General features: G+C 70.4%; 15 protein-coding genes. 13 read left to right on the top strand and 2 right to left on the bottom strand.

Going from position 1 to position 16,193, the window contains the following annotated elements:
• Window positions 1–121: 121 nt before the first annotated feature.
• The 6 genes from IU476_RS05455 (at window position 122) to IU476_RS05430 (ending at window position 6,101) form a co-directional block, all read left to right on the top strand.
• A complete protein-coding gene (locus tag IU476_RS05455) occupies window positions 122–1,306 on the top strand; it encodes an AAA family ATPase (protein WP_228823008.1) in 1,185 nt (394 codons plus the stop codon).
• A 26-nt stretch (window positions 1,307–1,332) separates the two neighbouring features.
• On the top strand, window positions 1,333–2,313 hold the full coding sequence (locus tag IU476_RS05450) for a DUF58 domain-containing protein (RefSeq protein ID WP_195097097.1): 981 nt from the start codon (window positions 1,333–1,335) through the stop codon (window positions 2,311–2,313).
• A complete protein-coding gene (locus IU476_RS05445) occupies window positions 2,310–3,311 on the top strand; it encodes a VWA domain-containing protein (RefSeq protein WP_195097095.1) in 1,002 nt (333 codons plus the stop codon). Before IU476_RS05450 ends, IU476_RS05445 begins: the two co-directional genes overlap by 4 nt.
• Window positions 3,312–3,367: 56 nt before the next feature.
• On the top strand, window positions 3,368–4,087 hold the full coding sequence (fabG1, locus tag IU476_RS05440; protein WP_195097093.1) for a 3-oxoacyl-ACP reductase FabG1: 720 nt from the start codon (window positions 3,368–3,370) through the stop codon (window positions 4,085–4,087).
• Between the two features lie 49 nt (window positions 4,088–4,136).
• Window positions 4,137–4,973, top strand: coding sequence for an NADH-dependent enoyl-ACP reductase InhA (gene inhA / locus IU476_RS05435; RefSeq protein WP_195097091.1), 837 nt, complete (start codon window positions 4,137–4,139; stop codon window positions 4,971–4,973).
• Window positions 4,974–5,051: 78 nt separating this feature from the next.
• On the top strand, window positions 5,052–6,101 hold the full coding sequence (locus IU476_RS05430) for a ferrochelatase (RefSeq protein WP_195097550.1): 1,050 nt from the start codon (window positions 5,052–5,054) through the stop codon (window positions 6,099–6,101).
• Between the two features lie 7 nt (window positions 6,102–6,108).
• Here IU476_RS05430 and IU476_RS05425 read toward each other — a convergent pair whose 3' ends face one another.
• A complete protein-coding gene (locus IU476_RS05425) occupies window positions 6,109–6,948 on the bottom strand; it encodes an alpha/beta fold hydrolase (protein ID WP_195097089.1) in 840 nt (279 codons plus the stop codon).
• A 323-nt stretch (window positions 6,949–7,271) separates the two neighbouring features.
• On the opposite strand from IU476_RS05425, the gene IU476_RS05420 reads away from it, so the two are divergent.
• The 4 genes from IU476_RS05420 (at window position 7,272) to IU476_RS05405 (ending at window position 9,891) form a co-directional block, all read left to right on the top strand.
• Window positions 7,272–7,403, top strand: a complete 132-nt coding sequence (locus IU476_RS05420) for a lasso RiPP family leader peptide-containing protein (protein ID WP_195097087.1) — start codon at window positions 7,272–7,274, stop codon at window positions 7,401–7,403.
• A gap of 241 nt (window positions 7,404–7,644) precedes the next feature.
• Window positions 7,645–9,303: an asparagine synthase-related protein gene (locus IU476_RS05415; RefSeq protein ID WP_195097084.1), complete on the top strand. Its 1,659-nt coding sequence runs from the start codon at window positions 7,645–7,647 to the stop codon at window positions 9,301–9,303.
• On the top strand, window positions 9,284–9,490 hold the full coding sequence (locus IU476_RS05410) for a PqqD family peptide modification chaperone (protein ID WP_324193880.1): 207 nt from the start codon (window positions 9,284–9,286) through the stop codon (window positions 9,488–9,490). Before IU476_RS05415 ends, IU476_RS05410 begins: the two co-directional genes overlap by 20 nt.
• Window positions 9,487–9,891: a lasso peptide biosynthesis B2 protein gene (locus IU476_RS05405; protein WP_195097082.1), complete on the top strand. Its 405-nt coding sequence runs from the start codon at window positions 9,487–9,489 to the stop codon at window positions 9,889–9,891. Before IU476_RS05410 ends, IU476_RS05405 begins: the two co-directional genes overlap by 4 nt.
• 7 nt (window positions 9,892–9,898) lie before the next feature.
• Here the strand turns inward: IU476_RS05405 and IU476_RS05400 are convergent, their stop codons facing one another.
• Window positions 9,899–10,645: a S1 family peptidase gene (locus tag IU476_RS05400; RefSeq protein ID WP_195097080.1), complete on the bottom strand. Its 747-nt coding sequence runs from the start codon at window positions 10,643–10,645 to the stop codon at window positions 9,899–9,901.
• Window positions 10,646–10,783: 138 nt separating this feature from the next.
• Here IU476_RS05400 and IU476_RS05395 point away from each other — a divergent pair, with 138 nt between their 5' ends.
• From IU476_RS05395 to IU476_RS05385, 3 genes are all read left to right on the top strand, one after another.
• Window positions 10,784–11,275, top strand: coding sequence for a pyridoxamine 5'-phosphate oxidase family protein (locus IU476_RS05395; RefSeq protein ID WP_195097078.1), 492 nt, complete (start codon window positions 10,784–10,786; stop codon window positions 11,273–11,275).
• Between the two features lie 377 nt (window positions 11,276–11,652).
• On the top strand, window positions 11,653–12,072 hold the full coding sequence (locus IU476_RS05390) for a response regulator (protein WP_195097076.1): 420 nt from the start codon (window positions 11,653–11,655) through the stop codon (window positions 12,070–12,072).
• A gap of 41 nt (window positions 12,073–12,113) precedes the next feature.
• Window positions 12,114–16,190 carry a hybrid sensor histidine kinase/response regulator gene (locus tag IU476_RS05385; protein WP_228823006.1) on the top strand — a complete coding sequence of 1,359 codons (4,077 nt, stop codon included), beginning with the start codon at window positions 12,114–12,116 and terminating at the stop codon, window positions 16,188–16,190.
• The last annotated feature ends 3 nt before the right edge of the window (window positions 16,191–16,193 follow it).

Below are 16,193 nucleotides of genomic sequence, written 5' to 3'. Positions count from 1 at the left end.
ATAGTGGTGGGGAACACGCCGGGTGACGTCGGACCGGCCGCGGAGGCCGACACGACGCACCGGCTGGTGAACCACAGATGCAGCGGCGGGCCTCACGGGGCTGGACTAGGCGAAAGCGGGGATGTTTGTGACTTCGACTGATGGTGTGAGCACGGTGAATTCGGCGGCGTCCGCTGGGGACGCGCCGACACCCGCCACCCTCGAGCGCGATGTCCAGACCCTGGAGAAGGCGATCTACGAAGTCAAACGGGTCATCGTCGGCCAGGACCGCCTGGTCGAGCGGTTGCTCGTCGGTGTGCTGGCGCGCGGGCACGTGCTGCTCGAGGGCGTGCCCGGCATCGCCAAGACGCTCGCGGTCGAGACGTTCGCCCGGGTCGTGGGCGGCACCTTCTCCCGCGTGCAGTTCACCCCGGACCTGGTGCCCACCGACCTCGTCGGCACCCGCATCTACCGGCAGGGCCGCGAGGAGTTCGACACCGAACTGGGCCCGGTGGTGGCCAACTTCGTGCTCGCCGACGAGATCAACCGCGCACCGGCCAAGGTGCAGTCCGCGCTGCTCGAGGTGATGGCCGAGCGGCACGTGTCGATCGGCGGCAAGACCTTCCCGATGCCCGATCCGTTCCTGGTGATGGCCACCCAGAACCCGATCGAGAGCGAGGGCGTGTACCCGCTGCCCGAGGCCCAGCGCGACCGCTTCCTGTTCAAGGTCGTCGTCGACTACCCCTCGGTGGAGGAGGAGCGCGAGATCATCTACCGGATGGGCGTCACCCCGCCGGAGCCCAAGCAGATCCTCGAGCCCGCCGAGCTGATCCGGCTGCAGAAGCTGGCGTCGAACACCTTCGTGCACCACGCCTTGGTCGACTACGTCGTCCGGGTCATCTCCGCCACCCGCAACCCGGCCGAGTTCGGCCTCGAGGACGTGGCGGGCTGGATCGCCTACGGCGCCTCGCCGCGCGCCAGCCTCGGCATCATCGCCGCCGCCCGCGCCGTCGCGCTCATCCGCGGTCGCGACTACGTGGTCCCGCAGGACGTGGTCGAGGTGGTGCCCGACGTGCTGCGCCACCGCCTGGTCCTGTCCTACGACGCGCTCGCCGACGAGGTGAGCCCCGACGACGTGATCCGCCGCGTGCTGCAGACCGTCGGCCTGCCGCAGGTGGCCCCGCAGGCCAACGCCCCCGCGCCGGGCCAGCAGCCGCCCGCGCCGATGCCCGCGCCCGCCCCACAGCAGCAGGGCGCGCCGCAGCCGCCGGTGCCCCCGGGCCCGAACGGCCAGCAGGCCGTCGGCCAGCAACCGCAGCGTCCGTGAACGGAGCATCGGATCCGGTTGCCCCAGTGACGAATCCAGCGAAGCTCCCACCCACCCGAGGAAGTGCCGCACCCCCTTCGTTCCGTTCCGGCCAGTTGAACGACCCGCGGCTGTCGGCGGCGCTGCGGACCCTCGAGCTGACCGTGCGACGGCGCCTGGACGGCGTGCTGCACGGCGACCACATGGGCCTGATCCCGGGCCCGGGTTCCGAGCCCGGCGACGCCCGCGAGTATCAGCCGGGCGACGATGTGCGCCAGATGGATTGGTCGGTCACCGCCCGCACCACCCACCCGCACGTGCGACAGATGATCGCCGACCGCGAACTCGAGACCTGGCTCGTGGTCGACCTGTCCGCGAGCCTGGACTTCGGCACCGCGCTGTGCCAGAAGCGTGATCTCGTGGTCGCCGCCGCGGCTGCGGTCACCCACCTGACCAGCGGCGGCGGCAACCGGATCGGCGCGGTCGTCGCCAACGGCGAGCGGCTGTTCCGCATCCCGGCGCGCGCCGGGCGCGTGCACGCCCAGGCGATGCTGCGCAGCATCGCCACCACCCCGCACGCGGCCGACGGCGTGCGCGGCGACCTGCGCGGCGCGATCGAGTCGCTGCGCCGGCCGCAACGCAAACGCGGTCTGGCCGTGGTGATTTCGGACTTCCTCGGCGACATCGACTGGCAACGGTCGCTGCGCGCCATCTCCGGCCGCCACGATCTGCTCGGGGTGGAGGTGCTGGATCCGCTGGATCTGGACCTGCCCGATGTGGGCGACGTGGTGCTGCACGATCCCGAGACCGGCCGCACCCGCGAGTTCACCGTAACCCCCACGCTGCGTAGCGATTTCGCGCGGGCGGCGCAGCGGCACCGCGGTCAGGTCGAGCAGGCGCTGCGCGGATGCGGTGCCCCGGTGCTCACGCTGCGCACCGACCGGGATTGGATCGCCGACGTCGTCCGGTTCGTGTCCACCCGGCGCCACACGTTCGGCGCCCCGACCGGACAGGTCCCCCGACAGTGAGCATTTCGCATTTCACGGCCGCCGTCTGGCTGGCCTTCCTGGTGGTCGTCGCGGCCACCGCCCTGCTGTACGTGATCGTGCAGCGCCGCCGCAAGCGGCACCTGCTGCGGTTCGCGAACATGGAGACCCTGGAGCGGGTCGCGCCCAAGCGCCCCAGCGGCTGGCGGCACGTGCCGGTGGCGCTGATCCTGGTCGGCCTGGTGCTGCTGACGATCGCCGCGGCCGGGCCGCAGGCGGCGAAGAAGGTGCCGCGCAACCGCGCCACGGTGATGCTGGTGATCGACGTGTCGCTGTCGATGGAGGCCACCGACGTGCCGCCCTCGCGCCTGCAGGTCGCCCAGAAGGCGGGCAAGGACTTCGTCGACGAGCTGCCCAGCGGCATCAACCTCGGGCTGGTGGCGTTCGCGGGCACCGCGTCGGTCCTGGTGTCGCCCACCGCGAATCACGAGGCGGCCAAGGCGGCCATCGACAATTTGAAGCTGTCCGAGCGCACCGCCACCGGCGAGGGCATCTTCTCGGCGCTGCAGGCGATCGAGACCCTCGGCTCGGTACTCGGCGGCGCCGAGTCGCCGCCGCCGGCGCGCATCGTGCTGATGTCCGACGGCAAGCAGACCGTGCCCGCGTTCGAGGACTACGACAACCCGCGCCACGAGTACGTGGCGGCCCGGGTGGCGAAGGAGAAGAACGTCCCGGTCTCGACCATCTCCTTCGGCACCAAGGGCGCCTACGTGCAGATCCCGCGCTCGGACGGGTCGATGGACCGGGTTCCGGTCGACGTCGACGACGAGGCGATGCAGGAGATCGCGCGGGTGTCCGGCGGCCAGTTCTACCGGGCCTCCACCCTGCAGCAGCTGACCGACGTCTACGACACCCTGCAGGGCCAGATCGGCTACGAGAAGGTCATGGGCGATGCGAGCCGCCCGTGGCTGCTACTGGGACTGCTCATAACCGCCGCCGGTGTCGTGGGTGGTTTGGTCTATCGTCAACGCCTGCCATAGCGGGTGCCGCGCAGCCCGAACACGACAGCTGAACTCGAACAGATAGGTTTACACCCATGTCGAACTTCACATCCCGGTCGGTGCTGGTGACGGGCGGTAACCGCGGCATCGGCCGCGCGGTCGCCCAGCGGCTGGCCGCCGACGGACACAAGGTCGCTGTCACGCATCGGGGTTCGGGAGTGCCGGACGGCCTGTTCGGCGTGAAATGCGATGTGACCGACAATGATTCGATCGACGAGGCGTTCACCGAGGTGGAGGCCGCGCAGGGCCCGGTCGAGGTGCTGGTCGCCAACGCCGGCATCGTGGACAACACGCTGCTGATGCGGATGAGCGAGGAGCAGTTCACCCGCGTCATCGACGCCAACCTCACCGGCGCGTGGCGTTGCGCCAAGCGGGCCAACCGCGCCATGCTGCGGGCCCGGTTCGGCCGGATGATCTTCCTCGGCTCGGTGGTCGGCACCATGGGCGTGCCCGGCCAGGTCAACTACGCCGCCGCCAAGTCGGGCCTGATCGGCATGGCGCGCGCCATCACCCGCGAGATCGGTTCGCGCAACATCACCGCCAACGTGGTCGCGCCGGGCTTCATCGACACCGACATGACCCGCGACGAGATGACCGAGGAGATGCGCGAGGTCGCGCTGAAGGCGATCCCGGCCGGCCGGATGGGCCAGGCCGACGACGTCGCCGCCGCCATCAGCTTCCTCGCCTCCGACGACGCCCAGTACATCAGCGGCGCGATCATCCCGGTCGACGGCGGCCTGGGCATGGGCCACTGAGCCTTCCGATCCCGTCCCCGGACCTTTTGAACAGGAGACCCGACAACTCATGAGCGGATTGCTCGAGGGCAAGACCGTCCTCATCACCGGCATCATCACCGATTCCTCGATCGCCTTCCACGCCGCGAAGGTGGCGCAGGAGCAGGGCGGCAAGGTGATCATCACCGGTATCCCGGAGCGGCTGCGGCTGATCGACCGGATCGCCAAGCGGCTGCCGCAGGAGATCGCCCCGGCCATCGGCCTGGACGTCACCAGCGAGGAGGACCTGGCCGCGCTGCCGGACAAGGTGCGCGAGCTGGCGCCCGAGGGCGTCGACGGCGTGCTGCATTCGATCGCGTTCGCGCCCCGCACGCTGATGGGCCCCGAGGCCAAGCCCTTCCTGGAGGGCCCGGGCCCGGATGCCGCCAAGTCGTTCGAGATCTCGGCGTGGAGCTACGCCTCGCTCGCGCGGGCGGTGCTGCCGGTGATGAACGAGGGCGGCTCGATCGTCGGCATGGACTTCGACCCGCGCACGGCGATGCCGTACTACAACTGGATGGGCGTGGCCAAGGCCGCGCTGGAGTCGGTGAACCGCTACGTGGCGCGAGAAGTGGGTGAGGCCAAGCGGATTCGCTCCAACCTGATCGCCGCCGGCCCGATCAAGACCCTCGCCGCCAAGGCCATCGCGGGCACCGCCACCGACGACGCCAAGCAGCTCACCATGCTCAACACCTACTGGGACGGCGCCTCCCCGATCGGCTGGGACGTCGACGACCCGACCGTGGTGGCGAAGTCGATCGTCACGCTGCTGTCGGACTGGCTGCCCGGCACCACCGGCTCGATCATCTACGTCGACGGCGGGGCCAGCCACAACACCTGGTTCCCGGAGAACTGGTCGGCCAACTGAATCGTCCGTCCACTCGGCGTCCGGCGTCGCGGCCCGGTGTGCCGGGCCGCGACGGCACCGACGCGAAGTGAGGTGGACGTGGAATACGACGCGCTGCTACTGCTGTCCTTCGGTGGTCCCGAGCGGCCCGAGGACGTGCTGCCGTTCCTGGAGAACGTGACCCGCGGGCGCGGGGTGCCGCCGGAGCGGCTGGCCGAGGTCGCCGAGCACTACCTGCACTTCGGCGGCGTCTCGCCGATCAACGCGCTGAATCGGGACATCATCGCCGCGGCCGAGGCCGAATTCGCCCGGGGCGGTATCGATCTCCCCGTCTATTTCGGCAATCGCAACTGGCACCCCATGGTCGAGGACACCGTCGCCCGCATGCGCGACGACGGCGTCCGCGCGGCCCTGGTGTTCCCCACCTCGGCGTGGGGCGGGTACTCCGGGTGCCGCCAGTACGACGAGGACATCGTGCGGGCGCGCGCGGCGGCGGGGGAGCGGGCGCCCGAGCTGGTGAAGCTGCGGCAGTACTTCGACCACCCGCTGCTGATCGAGGCGTTCGCCGACGCGATTCGCACTGCGCTGGAACGGATTCCGGCGGAGCGCCGGGAGCGGGCGCGGCTGGTCTTCACCGCGCACTCGATTCCGGTTTCGGCCGACGCGGCGGCGGGCCCGCCCGGCGACGGCGGCCATCTCTACAGCCGCCAGGTCGCCGACGCCGCCCGGTTGTGCGCGGCCGCAACGGGTTTCGGCGACTTCGACGTGGTGTGGCAGTCCCGGTCCGGGCCGCCGCAGGTGCCGTGGCTGGAGCCCGACATCGTCGACCATCTGGAAGCGTTGTCGGGCAAGGGCATCGACGCCGTGGTGGTGTGCCCGGTGGGATTCGTCTCCGACCACCTCGAGGTGATCTGGGACCTGGACAACGAGGCGCGAGAGAAGGCCGCGGCGCTGGGCATGGCCTTCGCGCGGGCGGGGACGCCGGGCGCGGACCCGCGCTTCGCCCGGCTGATCGCCGAGCTGGTCCGCGAGCACCTGGCGGACGCCGCCCCCCGCCGGCTCGGCGAAGTGCCCGGCTACGGCTGCACGGTCGACGGCGCGCCGTGCGCGGTCGGCTGCTGCGAGCCGTCCCGGCGGCGCGCCTCCTGATCCGCGGTCACCCGGCGAAGAAGGTGCCGATGACTCCCGCGACCCGTTCGGGAGCGTGCTTGTCCAGGCCGAAGTGGTCGAGGTCGGGGAACAGGTGGCCGGTGCAGCGGGGGATCACGTATTCCAGTGTGGCGCGGTCGATGTCGGCCTGCGGGCCGTGGTCCTTGCCGCCCTGCAGGATCAGCACCTCCGCCTCGATGTCGCGGTAGCGGGGGTAGGTGTTGTCCAGGCGCGCGATCTCGCGGTGCTCGCGCAGGTTCTCCGCCAGCTGGCCGGTGACCAGGTCGCGCTCGGCGGGCTCCATGAACAGCGGCAGCATCCGGCGCATCACCCAGCGCGGGGCGCGCCGCGCCGACTCCGGGCCCATCGCCCGCACGAATTCGACGAACGCGTCGAACGGCTTGTGCTGCGCCAGTTTCCGCTCGTAGACCGGCATCCAGTCGCAGGGTATCGAGCCGTCGATGGACAGGCCCGGCTCGTACACCGCGACCTTGCCGATCTCCGGACAGCCGCGCGCCGTCTCGAGCGCCACCAGCCCGCCGTAGCTGTGGCCGACGAGGAACCGGGCGTCGGTCTTCGCGCGCAGGGCCAGCAGATCCTCGCGCTCCTTGTCGATGCTGTAGTCCGCCCCCTGCGGCCCGCTGCCCCCGCGCCCGCGCCGCTCGACGACATGCACGGTGAAATGCGCGCCGAGCGCCCGCGCGAAGTCCAGATATCCGCTGGCAACCGCCAGCGCGCCGGGCACGACCAGCACCGCGGGCCCACTGCCGACGCTGAGGTAGGCGATGGTGGTGCCGTCGGCGGAGACGACAGTCGAGTACTGGACGTTCGGGTCCGGCGCGGTCATCAGTTCCCTCATCACTGATCGGTGCTCCACCGGCCCGCGCATTCCCACGGCGTCGCGGCCGGGGTGGATGGTGATCAGCCTACGTCCGGGAGGCGTGCGATAGGGGCGGATCGGGCTCAGTTCGCGAATCGGACCGGCCCGCAGCGGCTTTCCGGCCGGTCCGGAGCACACTCGCGGCTAACGGCAGGCGGGAGCTGCCGAGAGGCTTTGCGGCACCGGGTATTTCGGCGAGCGGGGGATCGGGTCGGCATTTGTCGAGGGTTGACGCGCCGGGGAACTGCCCATAGGCTGGGATCGTATTTTCCTGGGGAGGAGTAATCAGAATGGAAATCATTTCGTCCGAAGACGTCTACGAGGCACCGATTCTCGTGGAGGTCGGGGAATTCCGCGACGTCACCCTCGGCAGCGTCGGTGAGGTCTCGGAGAACGACGCGCTGTACCCCATCTGGGGCTGAGTAATTGGGGCGCTGGTTCGTCGCCCTACCCGATTGCGACGCCGGGGTGAGTAGTGCTCGAAAACTCTCACCCCGGAGTCGTCGTATCATCCATCACTCGTCCGGTCGAGTGTGGCTGCTCGGGGCGTGGCGCGACGACGAATTTTTGCTCGTTCGGCACGGCCGAAACAGTCTGGCGATCATCGGTATTTCCTCGGCCGCGGAACGAATTCTTCGCGATCGACTCGCCACGGTCCGGACGGTGGCCGATATAGAAATTGTCGTCGCGGATCTGTCCGGGGCATTCCATCTCGTCGCCGACATCGACGGCACCCTGTATTCCCGCGGCAGCCTGTCCGGTTCGCACCGCTGCTTCACGACCGCGCACGACGGCGTCACCGTCGTGGCGGACCGGGCGCGCACCCTGGCCTGGCTGACCGGAGCGGACATCGATTCCCGGCACCTCGCGGCGCGGCTCGGCGCGATCGGGCTGCCGCCGCCGCTGGACGCCGAGCCGGTCTGGCGGGGCGTGCGCGGCATCCGGCCCGCCGAGGCCGTCACCGTGGACGCCCGCGGCGCCGGCACGCGGCCGTGGTGGCGGCCGCCCACCGAGGCGCGCTCGTCGGCGGCGGCCACCGCGGCGGTGCGCGCCGCGCTTGCGGCGGCCGTGACACTGCGCACCGGCCGCCACGAGCTGTCCGGCATCGACCTGTCCGGCGGCATGGACTCGACCTCGCTGTGCTTTCTCGCCGCGGCGGCCGGAGACCGGCTGCTGGCCACCACGATTCACCTGTCCACGCCCGGCCAGGACGCCGCCTACGCGGATCTGGCGGCCGCCGAGCTGCCCGGTGCGCGGCGGCTGGTCTTCACCGCGGATCGACTCCCGGCGCAGTTCGGCGCGCTCGGCGAACGCGCCGACAGCGCCGACGAACCCTCGCCCGCCATGCGGTCGCGGGCCCAGCAGGCCCAGGTCACCCGGGCGCTGCTGGCCGCGGGCGCGGGGTGCCGGCTGACCGGGCAGGGCGGCGACGACGTACTCCAGCGGCCCGGTCACGACCTGCGAAACATGGTGCGCGACAATCCGTTCGGCGGCTTGCGGCAGCTGTCGGAGTTGCGCGCGTGGTACCGCTGGCCGATCGGCCGGACCGTCGGCGCGGTCCTGGACCGGACGTCGTATCCGCAGTGGGTGCGGCGTACCGGGCGCGACCTCGCACACGGCCGGCCTCCGGCGGCCGTGCCGCAAGCCTGGGGCAGGCCCGCCGAACTGCCCGCCTGGGCCACGCCCGCGGCCGCGCGCGGCATGGCGGAGCTGATCGAGGAGCTCGAACCGGACCGCTGGACACCGAACGCCGACGCGCCGGCGACGCATCGGTGGCTGTATCAGATTCAGCAGTGCGGCGCTCGCGCGCGCGATCTGGAAAGCGATGCGTGGTCGATCGGAATATCCTGGCACGCTCCCTTTCTCGACCGGGCCGTGATCGAGGCCTGCCTGTCCGCACCGGCCGAACTCGTCTACGACCCGCGGTCCTACAAACCGTTGTTGTCCCGGGCGATGGCCGGACTGCTGCCCGAAAAGATCCGGCAGCGGACGACCAAGGACGACAATCTGTCCGAATGGCACGCCGGAATCAAGGAGCACCGGGCACTGCTCGCGCGATGGTGCGATTCGTCCCGGCTCGCCGAACGCGGCCTCGTCGACGCCGCGGCGATGCGGCGCGCATTACTGAATACCGAAATCCTGCGGGACGGGCTGGCCGCCGTGGAGCGGACCATTGCCGCGGAAGCGTGGCTGCGCGCGGCGGAAACGGCCGGGCCGCCGGAATATCTGGGGAGGAACGATGGCGAACTCGCCACTGCGGATGCGCGCGGACGTGACGGTCTGTCGCACGGAACACAACACGGTGATCCTGGACGAACGTAGCGGAAAGTATTGGCAATTGAACGCCACCGGCGCGCACATGCTGGCGGAATTGCTGAACGGCGTGCCGGCGGCGGAGGTGGCGCGCGCCGTCGCGGCCCGGCAGCCGGTGGCGGTGGACGTGGTGCGTGCCGATATCGACAGGCTGCTGGGCGAACTCGCGGCCGCCGGACTGGTGGCCCGGCGATGACTCAGGCCATGTACCGCGCCCGCACCGCGCCGCCGCTCGGGCTCCGGATGCGCGCGGTCCCGGCGGTTCTCGCCGCCCGGCTGCTGGCGACCAGGTCGCCCAGGACGATTCGCCGCGTGCTGTCGTTCGTGCGCCGGGGCTCGGCGCCCGCGAGCCGGGAGCAGGCCGCGCGGGCGATGGACGCGGTACTCGCGGTGAGCACGCGGTGCTCGGGCCGGTACTGCCTGGAGCGCTCGCTGGCCGTCGTCCTGCTGAGCCGCACCGCCGGAGTGTGGCCGACGTGGTGCATCGGCGTCCGGGCGAGCGCGCCGTTCACCTCGCACGCCTGGGTCGCGGCGGAGGGGGCGCCGGTCGGCGAATCCGGTTCGCTCGCCGGGTATCACATCGTGCTGAGCGAGTAGCGGCCGGTCAGAAGTCGAGGGCCGGGACGCGGGCGTAGATGCCGGGGTAGCCGGGTTCGGCGCTGCCCTTGCCCCACGAGACGACGCCGGCGAGGCGGCCGTCCACGAGAAGCGGGCCGCCGCTGTCGAACTGGGCGCTCTCGGCGGTGGTGGAGCCGGCGCACAGAGCCTCGCGCGGGTCGAATTCGGTGCCGTAGGCGGCACATTCGGCGTCGGGGAGCAGTGGGATCGACGCGCGGTGCAGTCTGCTGTTGGACAGGTCGCCGTCGGCGGTGATGCCCCAGCCGAGGACCTCGGCCGAATCGCCGTGCGGCGTAACGATTTCCACCGTGGGGCGCGCGACCGGCTCGGTCAGGGTGAGGACGGCGACGTCGTGGTGGAAGGCGAGGTCCCCGTCGAACATCGAGACGCGGAAGTCCGGGTGCAGGCGAATGTCCTTGATACCCACCGTGACACCGCCCGGCTCACCGGCGTCGGTGCGCCCGAACGTGACCGCGGTCCCGGGCAGCACCTTCGCGATGGCCCCGCAGTGCCCCGCCGTGACCACCCGGTCGGGAGCGATGAGCGCGCCCGCACAGAACTGGCCGCCCGGCCGCGTGGCGTAGAGCGGCGTGCCGAGCGCGGCCAGCCACGGGTACGCCGACGCCTCGGCCTCGGTGCCGCCCACCACCGCCCGCGCGGGCGGCGCGACGGACAGTCCGAGCCCGATGAGCGCCGCGGTCAGGGCCGCCGTGAGGCCTCGGGAAAGGTGCATGTCGTACCGCCTCGTCTCCGTGGTGCCGCTGGGTGCGCAGCCGAGTCTGCCGCATGTCGCGGCCCGCGGGCCACTCGCGCACCCGGCCCGACGGCGGGAACGGTCCCGCCTGTCGGTGCCGGGGCCTACCGTGGTGGCATGACCAGCTGGGACGAGTTCACCGCGGCGGCGCCGCGGATAGCCGAAGTCTTCCTGCGCCGCCACGCCGCGACGGGGAATCTGTGCATGCTGGCGACCACCCGGTCGGACGGATATCCGCGGATCAGCCCGATGGAACCGCGGATCTTCGAAGGGCTGCTGGTCGTGGGCGGCATGCCCGGCACCACCAAATTCCGGGACCTGCGCCGGGATCCGCGATTCTGCCTGCACACGGCCACGGTCGACACCCACGTCGCCGACGGTGACGCGAAGCTGTGGGGCGTGGTCCGCCACGTCGACGACGAGCAGCTGCACCAGCGCTACGCCACCGCCCTGTACGAGGACGTCGGCCTGGACCTGCGCGGGCGCGTCTTCGATCCGTTCTACGCCGCCGACATCACCGGCGCGTCGGCGGTGCTGATCGGTGGCGGGCACATGGATGTGCTCGTCTGGAAACCGGGGGAGGAGGAACGGGTGGTGCGCAAGCACTGACCACGCGGCCGGCCTAACCGATTGTTCCGTGGGCGGTCCGGTGCGTGAAAGTTATTGTCGCACTGAGATACTGGTCACAGAGCAGCGGTTTTCCGGGGCGCTTCGGCGCGTAGCCTCGCCGGGATCCGCGGCGTCCGGCCGCGCGCTCGGGGCGGCTGTTGCGGGCGGTGTGCCACGCGCGCACACCCGGCACGCTGGTCATATGCACAGGAACCGGCGGGCGACAGCCGGGTAACGCACAACGTACCGGCCGGTTGCCAGGAGATCGGCGGGTGCCCGCACCGGGGTGCGAAGCGACCGCTAGGTGGCCGGGTGACCTGCGTCTTTCTTCGCCAAAGATGGTGGTAACCACTCGAAGTCGCCATAGACTTCCGGACATGCCATCCGATAGGGCGGACGACGCTATCCGGCTGCTGGTGGCGGAGGACCACCCGATGGTCGCCGTGGCGCTGGACTCCGCCTTCGAACTCGTCGACGATATCGAGGTCGTCGAACGGACGGGTTCGGTCGCCGACACGATCGCCGCCACCGCACGCGCGCGGCCGACCGTGGTCCTGCTGGACCGCCGCCTGCGCGACGGCGACGGCATCGAGGCCATCGCGGCCCTGCGCGACGCCTCGCCCGGGGTGCGGGTGCTGGTGTTCACCGGCTACGCCGACCGGGCCATGCTCGAACGGGTGGCGGCCGCGGGCGGGGCCGGGCTGATGTTGAAAACCGGGCTGTTCGAGGAACTTCTCGACGTCATCCGGCGCGTGGCCGCCGGGCACGACTACTTCGACGCCGATCTCCGGCATTGATCCATCACTTCGCAGACGAAGGCAGGCCGATGGTCCAGGACATGGTGACCGCGGAACGGGTGAGCGGCAACGACGAGCGGCTCAAGCCGCTGCTGAACGGCCTGAAAGCGGTGCGCGACGGCGACTTCCGCCGTTCCCTGCCGCAGGTGGGCGACCCGATGCTGGACGAGATCGCCATCGTGTTCAACGGCATGGTCGACCAGCTGTCGCTGTTCACCACCGAGGTCACCCGGGTGGCCCGCGAGGTCGGCACCGACGGCAAGCTCGGCGGCCAGGCCTCGGTGCCCGGGCTGTCGGGCACCTGGAAGGACCTCACCGACTCGGTCAACGCCATGGCCGACAACCTCACCGCACAGGTGCGCGACATCGCCGGGGTCGCCACCGCGGTCGCGAAAGGCGATCTGTCGCAGAAGATCACGGTCGACGCGCGCGGCGAGATCCTGGAGTTGAAGAACACCATCAACACGATGGTGGACCAGCTCTCCGCGTTCGCCGACGAGGTCACCCGCGTGGCGCGCGAGGTCGGCACCGAGGGCCGGCTCGGCGGCCAGGCCCAGGTGCTGGGCGTCTCGGGCACGTGGAAGGGCCTCACCGAATCGGTGAACTTCATGGCGGCGAACCTGACCGACCAGGTCCGCTCCATCGCCCAGGTGGCCACCGCGGTCGCGAAAGGCGATCTGTCGCAGAAGATCACGGTCGAGGCCAAGGGCGAGATCCAGGAGCTGAAGAACACCATCAACACGATGGTCGACACGCTGTCGTCGTTCGCCGACGAGGTGACCAGGGTGGCGCGCGAGGTCGGCACCGAGGGGCGGCTCGGCGGCCAGGCCGACGTGAAGGGCGTGTCGGGCACCTGGAAGGGTCTCACCGAGTCGGTGAACGTGATGGCCGACAACCTGACCGACCAGGTGCGCTCCATCGCGCAGGTGACCACCGCCGTGGCGCGCGGCGATCTGTCGCAGAAGATCCGGGTCGACGCGCGCGGCGAGATCCTGGAGCTCAAGGAGACCATCAACACGATGGTCGACACGCTGTCCTCGTTCGCCGACGAGGTGACCAGGGTGGCCCGGGAGGTCGGCACGAAGGGCCGCCTGGGCGGGCAGGCGGACGTGAAGGGCGTGTCGGGCACCTGGAAGAGCCTGACCGAGTCGGTGAACGTGATGGCCGACAACCTGACCGACCAGGTCCGGTCGATCGCCCAGGTGGCCACCGCGGTCGCGAAAGGCGATCTGTCGCAGAAGATCACGGTCGAGGCCAAGGGCGAGGTCGCCGCGCTCGCGCAGACCATCAACACCATGGTCGACACCCTGTCCGCCTTCGCCGACGAGGTCACCCGCGTGGCGCGCGAGGTCGGCACCGAGGGCATGCTGGGTGGCCAGGCCCGCGTCCCCAACGTCGCGGGCACCTGGAAGAGCCTGACCGACAACGTGAATTCGATGGCGGGCAACCTCACCAGCCAGGTGCGTTCCATCGCGCAGGTCACCACCGCCGTCGCCCGCGGGGACCTGTCGCAGAAGATCGACGTCGACGCGCACGGCGAGATCCTCGAACTCAAGACCACCATCAACACCATGGTCGACACGCTGTCGTCGTTCGCGGCCGAGGTCACCCGCGTGGCCCGCGAGGTCGGCAAGGAGGGCCAGCTCGGCGGGCAGGCCGAGGTCGAGGGCGTGTCGGGCACCTGGAAGCGGCTGACCGAGAACGTCAACGAACTGGCCGGGAACCTGACCCGGCAGGTGCGCGCCATCGCCGAGGTGACCAGCGCGGTGGCCACCGGCGACCTGACCCGCTCGATCTCGGTCGAGGCGAACGGCGAAGTGGCCGAACTGAAGAACAACATCAACGCGATGGTGCAGTCGCTGCGCGAGACCACCCGCACCAACGAGGAACAGGCCTGGCTCAACACCAACCTGGCCCGCATCTCCGGCCGCCTGCAGGGCCACCGCGATCTCAGCGCGGTCGCGCAGCTCATCATGAACCAGGTGACGCCGCTGGTCGGCGCGCAGTACGGCGCGTTCTTCTTCATGGAGGGCGACGGCGACCGCGGGCGGCTGCGGCTGATCGCCGGCTACGGGCGCAACGAGGACGGCACCGTCTTCGACCTGGGGCAGTCCCTGGTCGGGCAGGTCGCGCAGAGCAAGAAGGCGATCGTGGTGGAGGCGACGCCGCTGGACTACGTGAAGATCTACTCGGGCCTGGGCGCGGGGCGGCCGTCCAGCCTGATCGTGCTGCCGATCGTGTTCGAGGACCAGGTGCTCGGCGTGATCGAGCTGGCCACCTTCGGCCGCTTCACCGCCGTGCAGCGCGACTTCCTCGAACAGCTGATGGAGAGCATCGGCGTCAACGTCAACACCATCATGGCCAACGCGCGCACCGACTCCCTGCTCGAGGAGTCGCAGCGGCTGGCCGGTCAGCTGCAGCAGTCCAACGCCGAACTCGAGGAGAAGGCCGAGCTGCTGGTCCGGCAGAACCGCGACATCGAGATGAAGAACTTCGAGATCGAGCAGGCCCGCCAGGAGATCGAGGAACGCGCCCAGCAGCTGGCGCTGGCGTCGAAGTACAAATCCGAATTCCTCGCCAACATGTCCCACGAGCTGCGTACGCCGCTGACCAGCCTGCTCATCCTGGCCGGGGTGCTGGCGCAGAACGCGTCGAAGAACCTGACCGCCAAGCAGGTCGAATTCGCCCGGGTGATCCAGTCCGCGGGCAAGGATCTGCAGCAGCTGATCGATGACATCCTCGATCTGTCCAAGGTCGAGGCCGGCAAGATGGACGTCCGCACCGAACTCATCCCGCTGCGGCAGCTGCTCGGCTACGTGCAGACCACCTTCCAGCCGCTGACCAGCCAGAAGGGCCTGTCCTTCAAGATCGACGTGGAACCGGACGTGCCCACCCACCTCGACACCGACGAGCAGCGGCTGCGCCAGGTGCTGCGCAATCTGCTGTCCAACGCGGTCAAGTTCACCGAGCAGGGCGAGATCCGGCTGCGGGTGTGGCGCCAGGACGACCAGGTCGCTTTCTCGGTGTGCGACACCGGAATCGGCATCGCCGAACAGAATCTGGAGACCATCTTCGCCGCGTTCCAGCAGGCCGACGGCACCACCAGCCGGCGCTACGGCGGCACCGGGCTCGGCTTGTCGATCAGCCGCCAGGTGGCCAATCTGCTCGGCGGCGAGATCCGGGCCGAGAGCCGCCTCGGGGTCGGCAGCACCTTCACCCTCTATCTGCCGGTCCGCATGCAGCCGGAGGCGCCGGCCGAGGCGAAGGCGCGGCCCAAGACGGTGACGCGCTCGGTGCTGGTGCTCGAGGACCCCGACCGGCGGCCGCTGACCCGGCTCGTCTACGGGGTGGTCGGCGAACTCGCCGACACCGCCGGGCCGGTGCACATCGAATCGGTGGCCGTGCCGGAGCGGGCGCTCGACCTGGTGGCGGGCTCGCAGTACGTCCTGGTGGACGTGAGCCGGCCCGGCGTGTTCACCGCCGAATTCCTCGACGAACTGCGCCGCCGCGTCGCACCGGACAGCATTCCGATGCTGGCGCATCCGGTGGCCGCGCTCGACGCCGAACAGCAGCGCCAGGCCGAGGAGACCGCCCGCAACCACGGCTTCGAACTGCTCGGGTCGGCCGACGAGTTCCGGGAGCGGTTCATCCTGCTGCTGACCCAGCCGCATCCCTCCGGCATCGAGGCGCCGCCCCGGCGGACCGGGTACCCGCGGCTGCAGGGGCGGCGGGTGCTGCTGGTCGACGACGACGCCCGCAACGTGCTCGCCATCGCCGGGATCCTCGAGCTGAACGGCATGTCGGTCGAGCACGCGCCCAACGGCCGCAAGGGCATCGAGGCGCTGCGCGACCACCCCGACGTGGACGTGATCCTGATGGACGTGATGATGCCGGAGATGGACGGCTACGCCACCACCACGACCATCCGCAAGATGCCGCACTTCGACCGGCTGCCGATCATCATGGTGACCGCCAAGGCGATGTCCGGCGACCGGGAGAAGAGCCTGGCCTCGGGCGCCAGCGACTACATCACCAAACCCGTCGACCCGGACGAACTGCTGGACTGCATCGACCGCTGGCTCGACGACACCGTGCGCGAGGACGCCGAGCCGGTCTGACCC

It is taken from the genome of Nocardia blacklockiae (assembly GCF_015477355.1).
In the GTDB taxonomy this organism is placed as follows: domain Bacteria; phylum Actinomycetota; class Actinomycetes; order Mycobacteriales; family Mycobacteriaceae; genus Nocardia; species Nocardia blacklockiae.
Note: the sequence above shows the minus strand (reverse complement) of the source record. Positions and strands in the feature narration are given on the sequence as shown.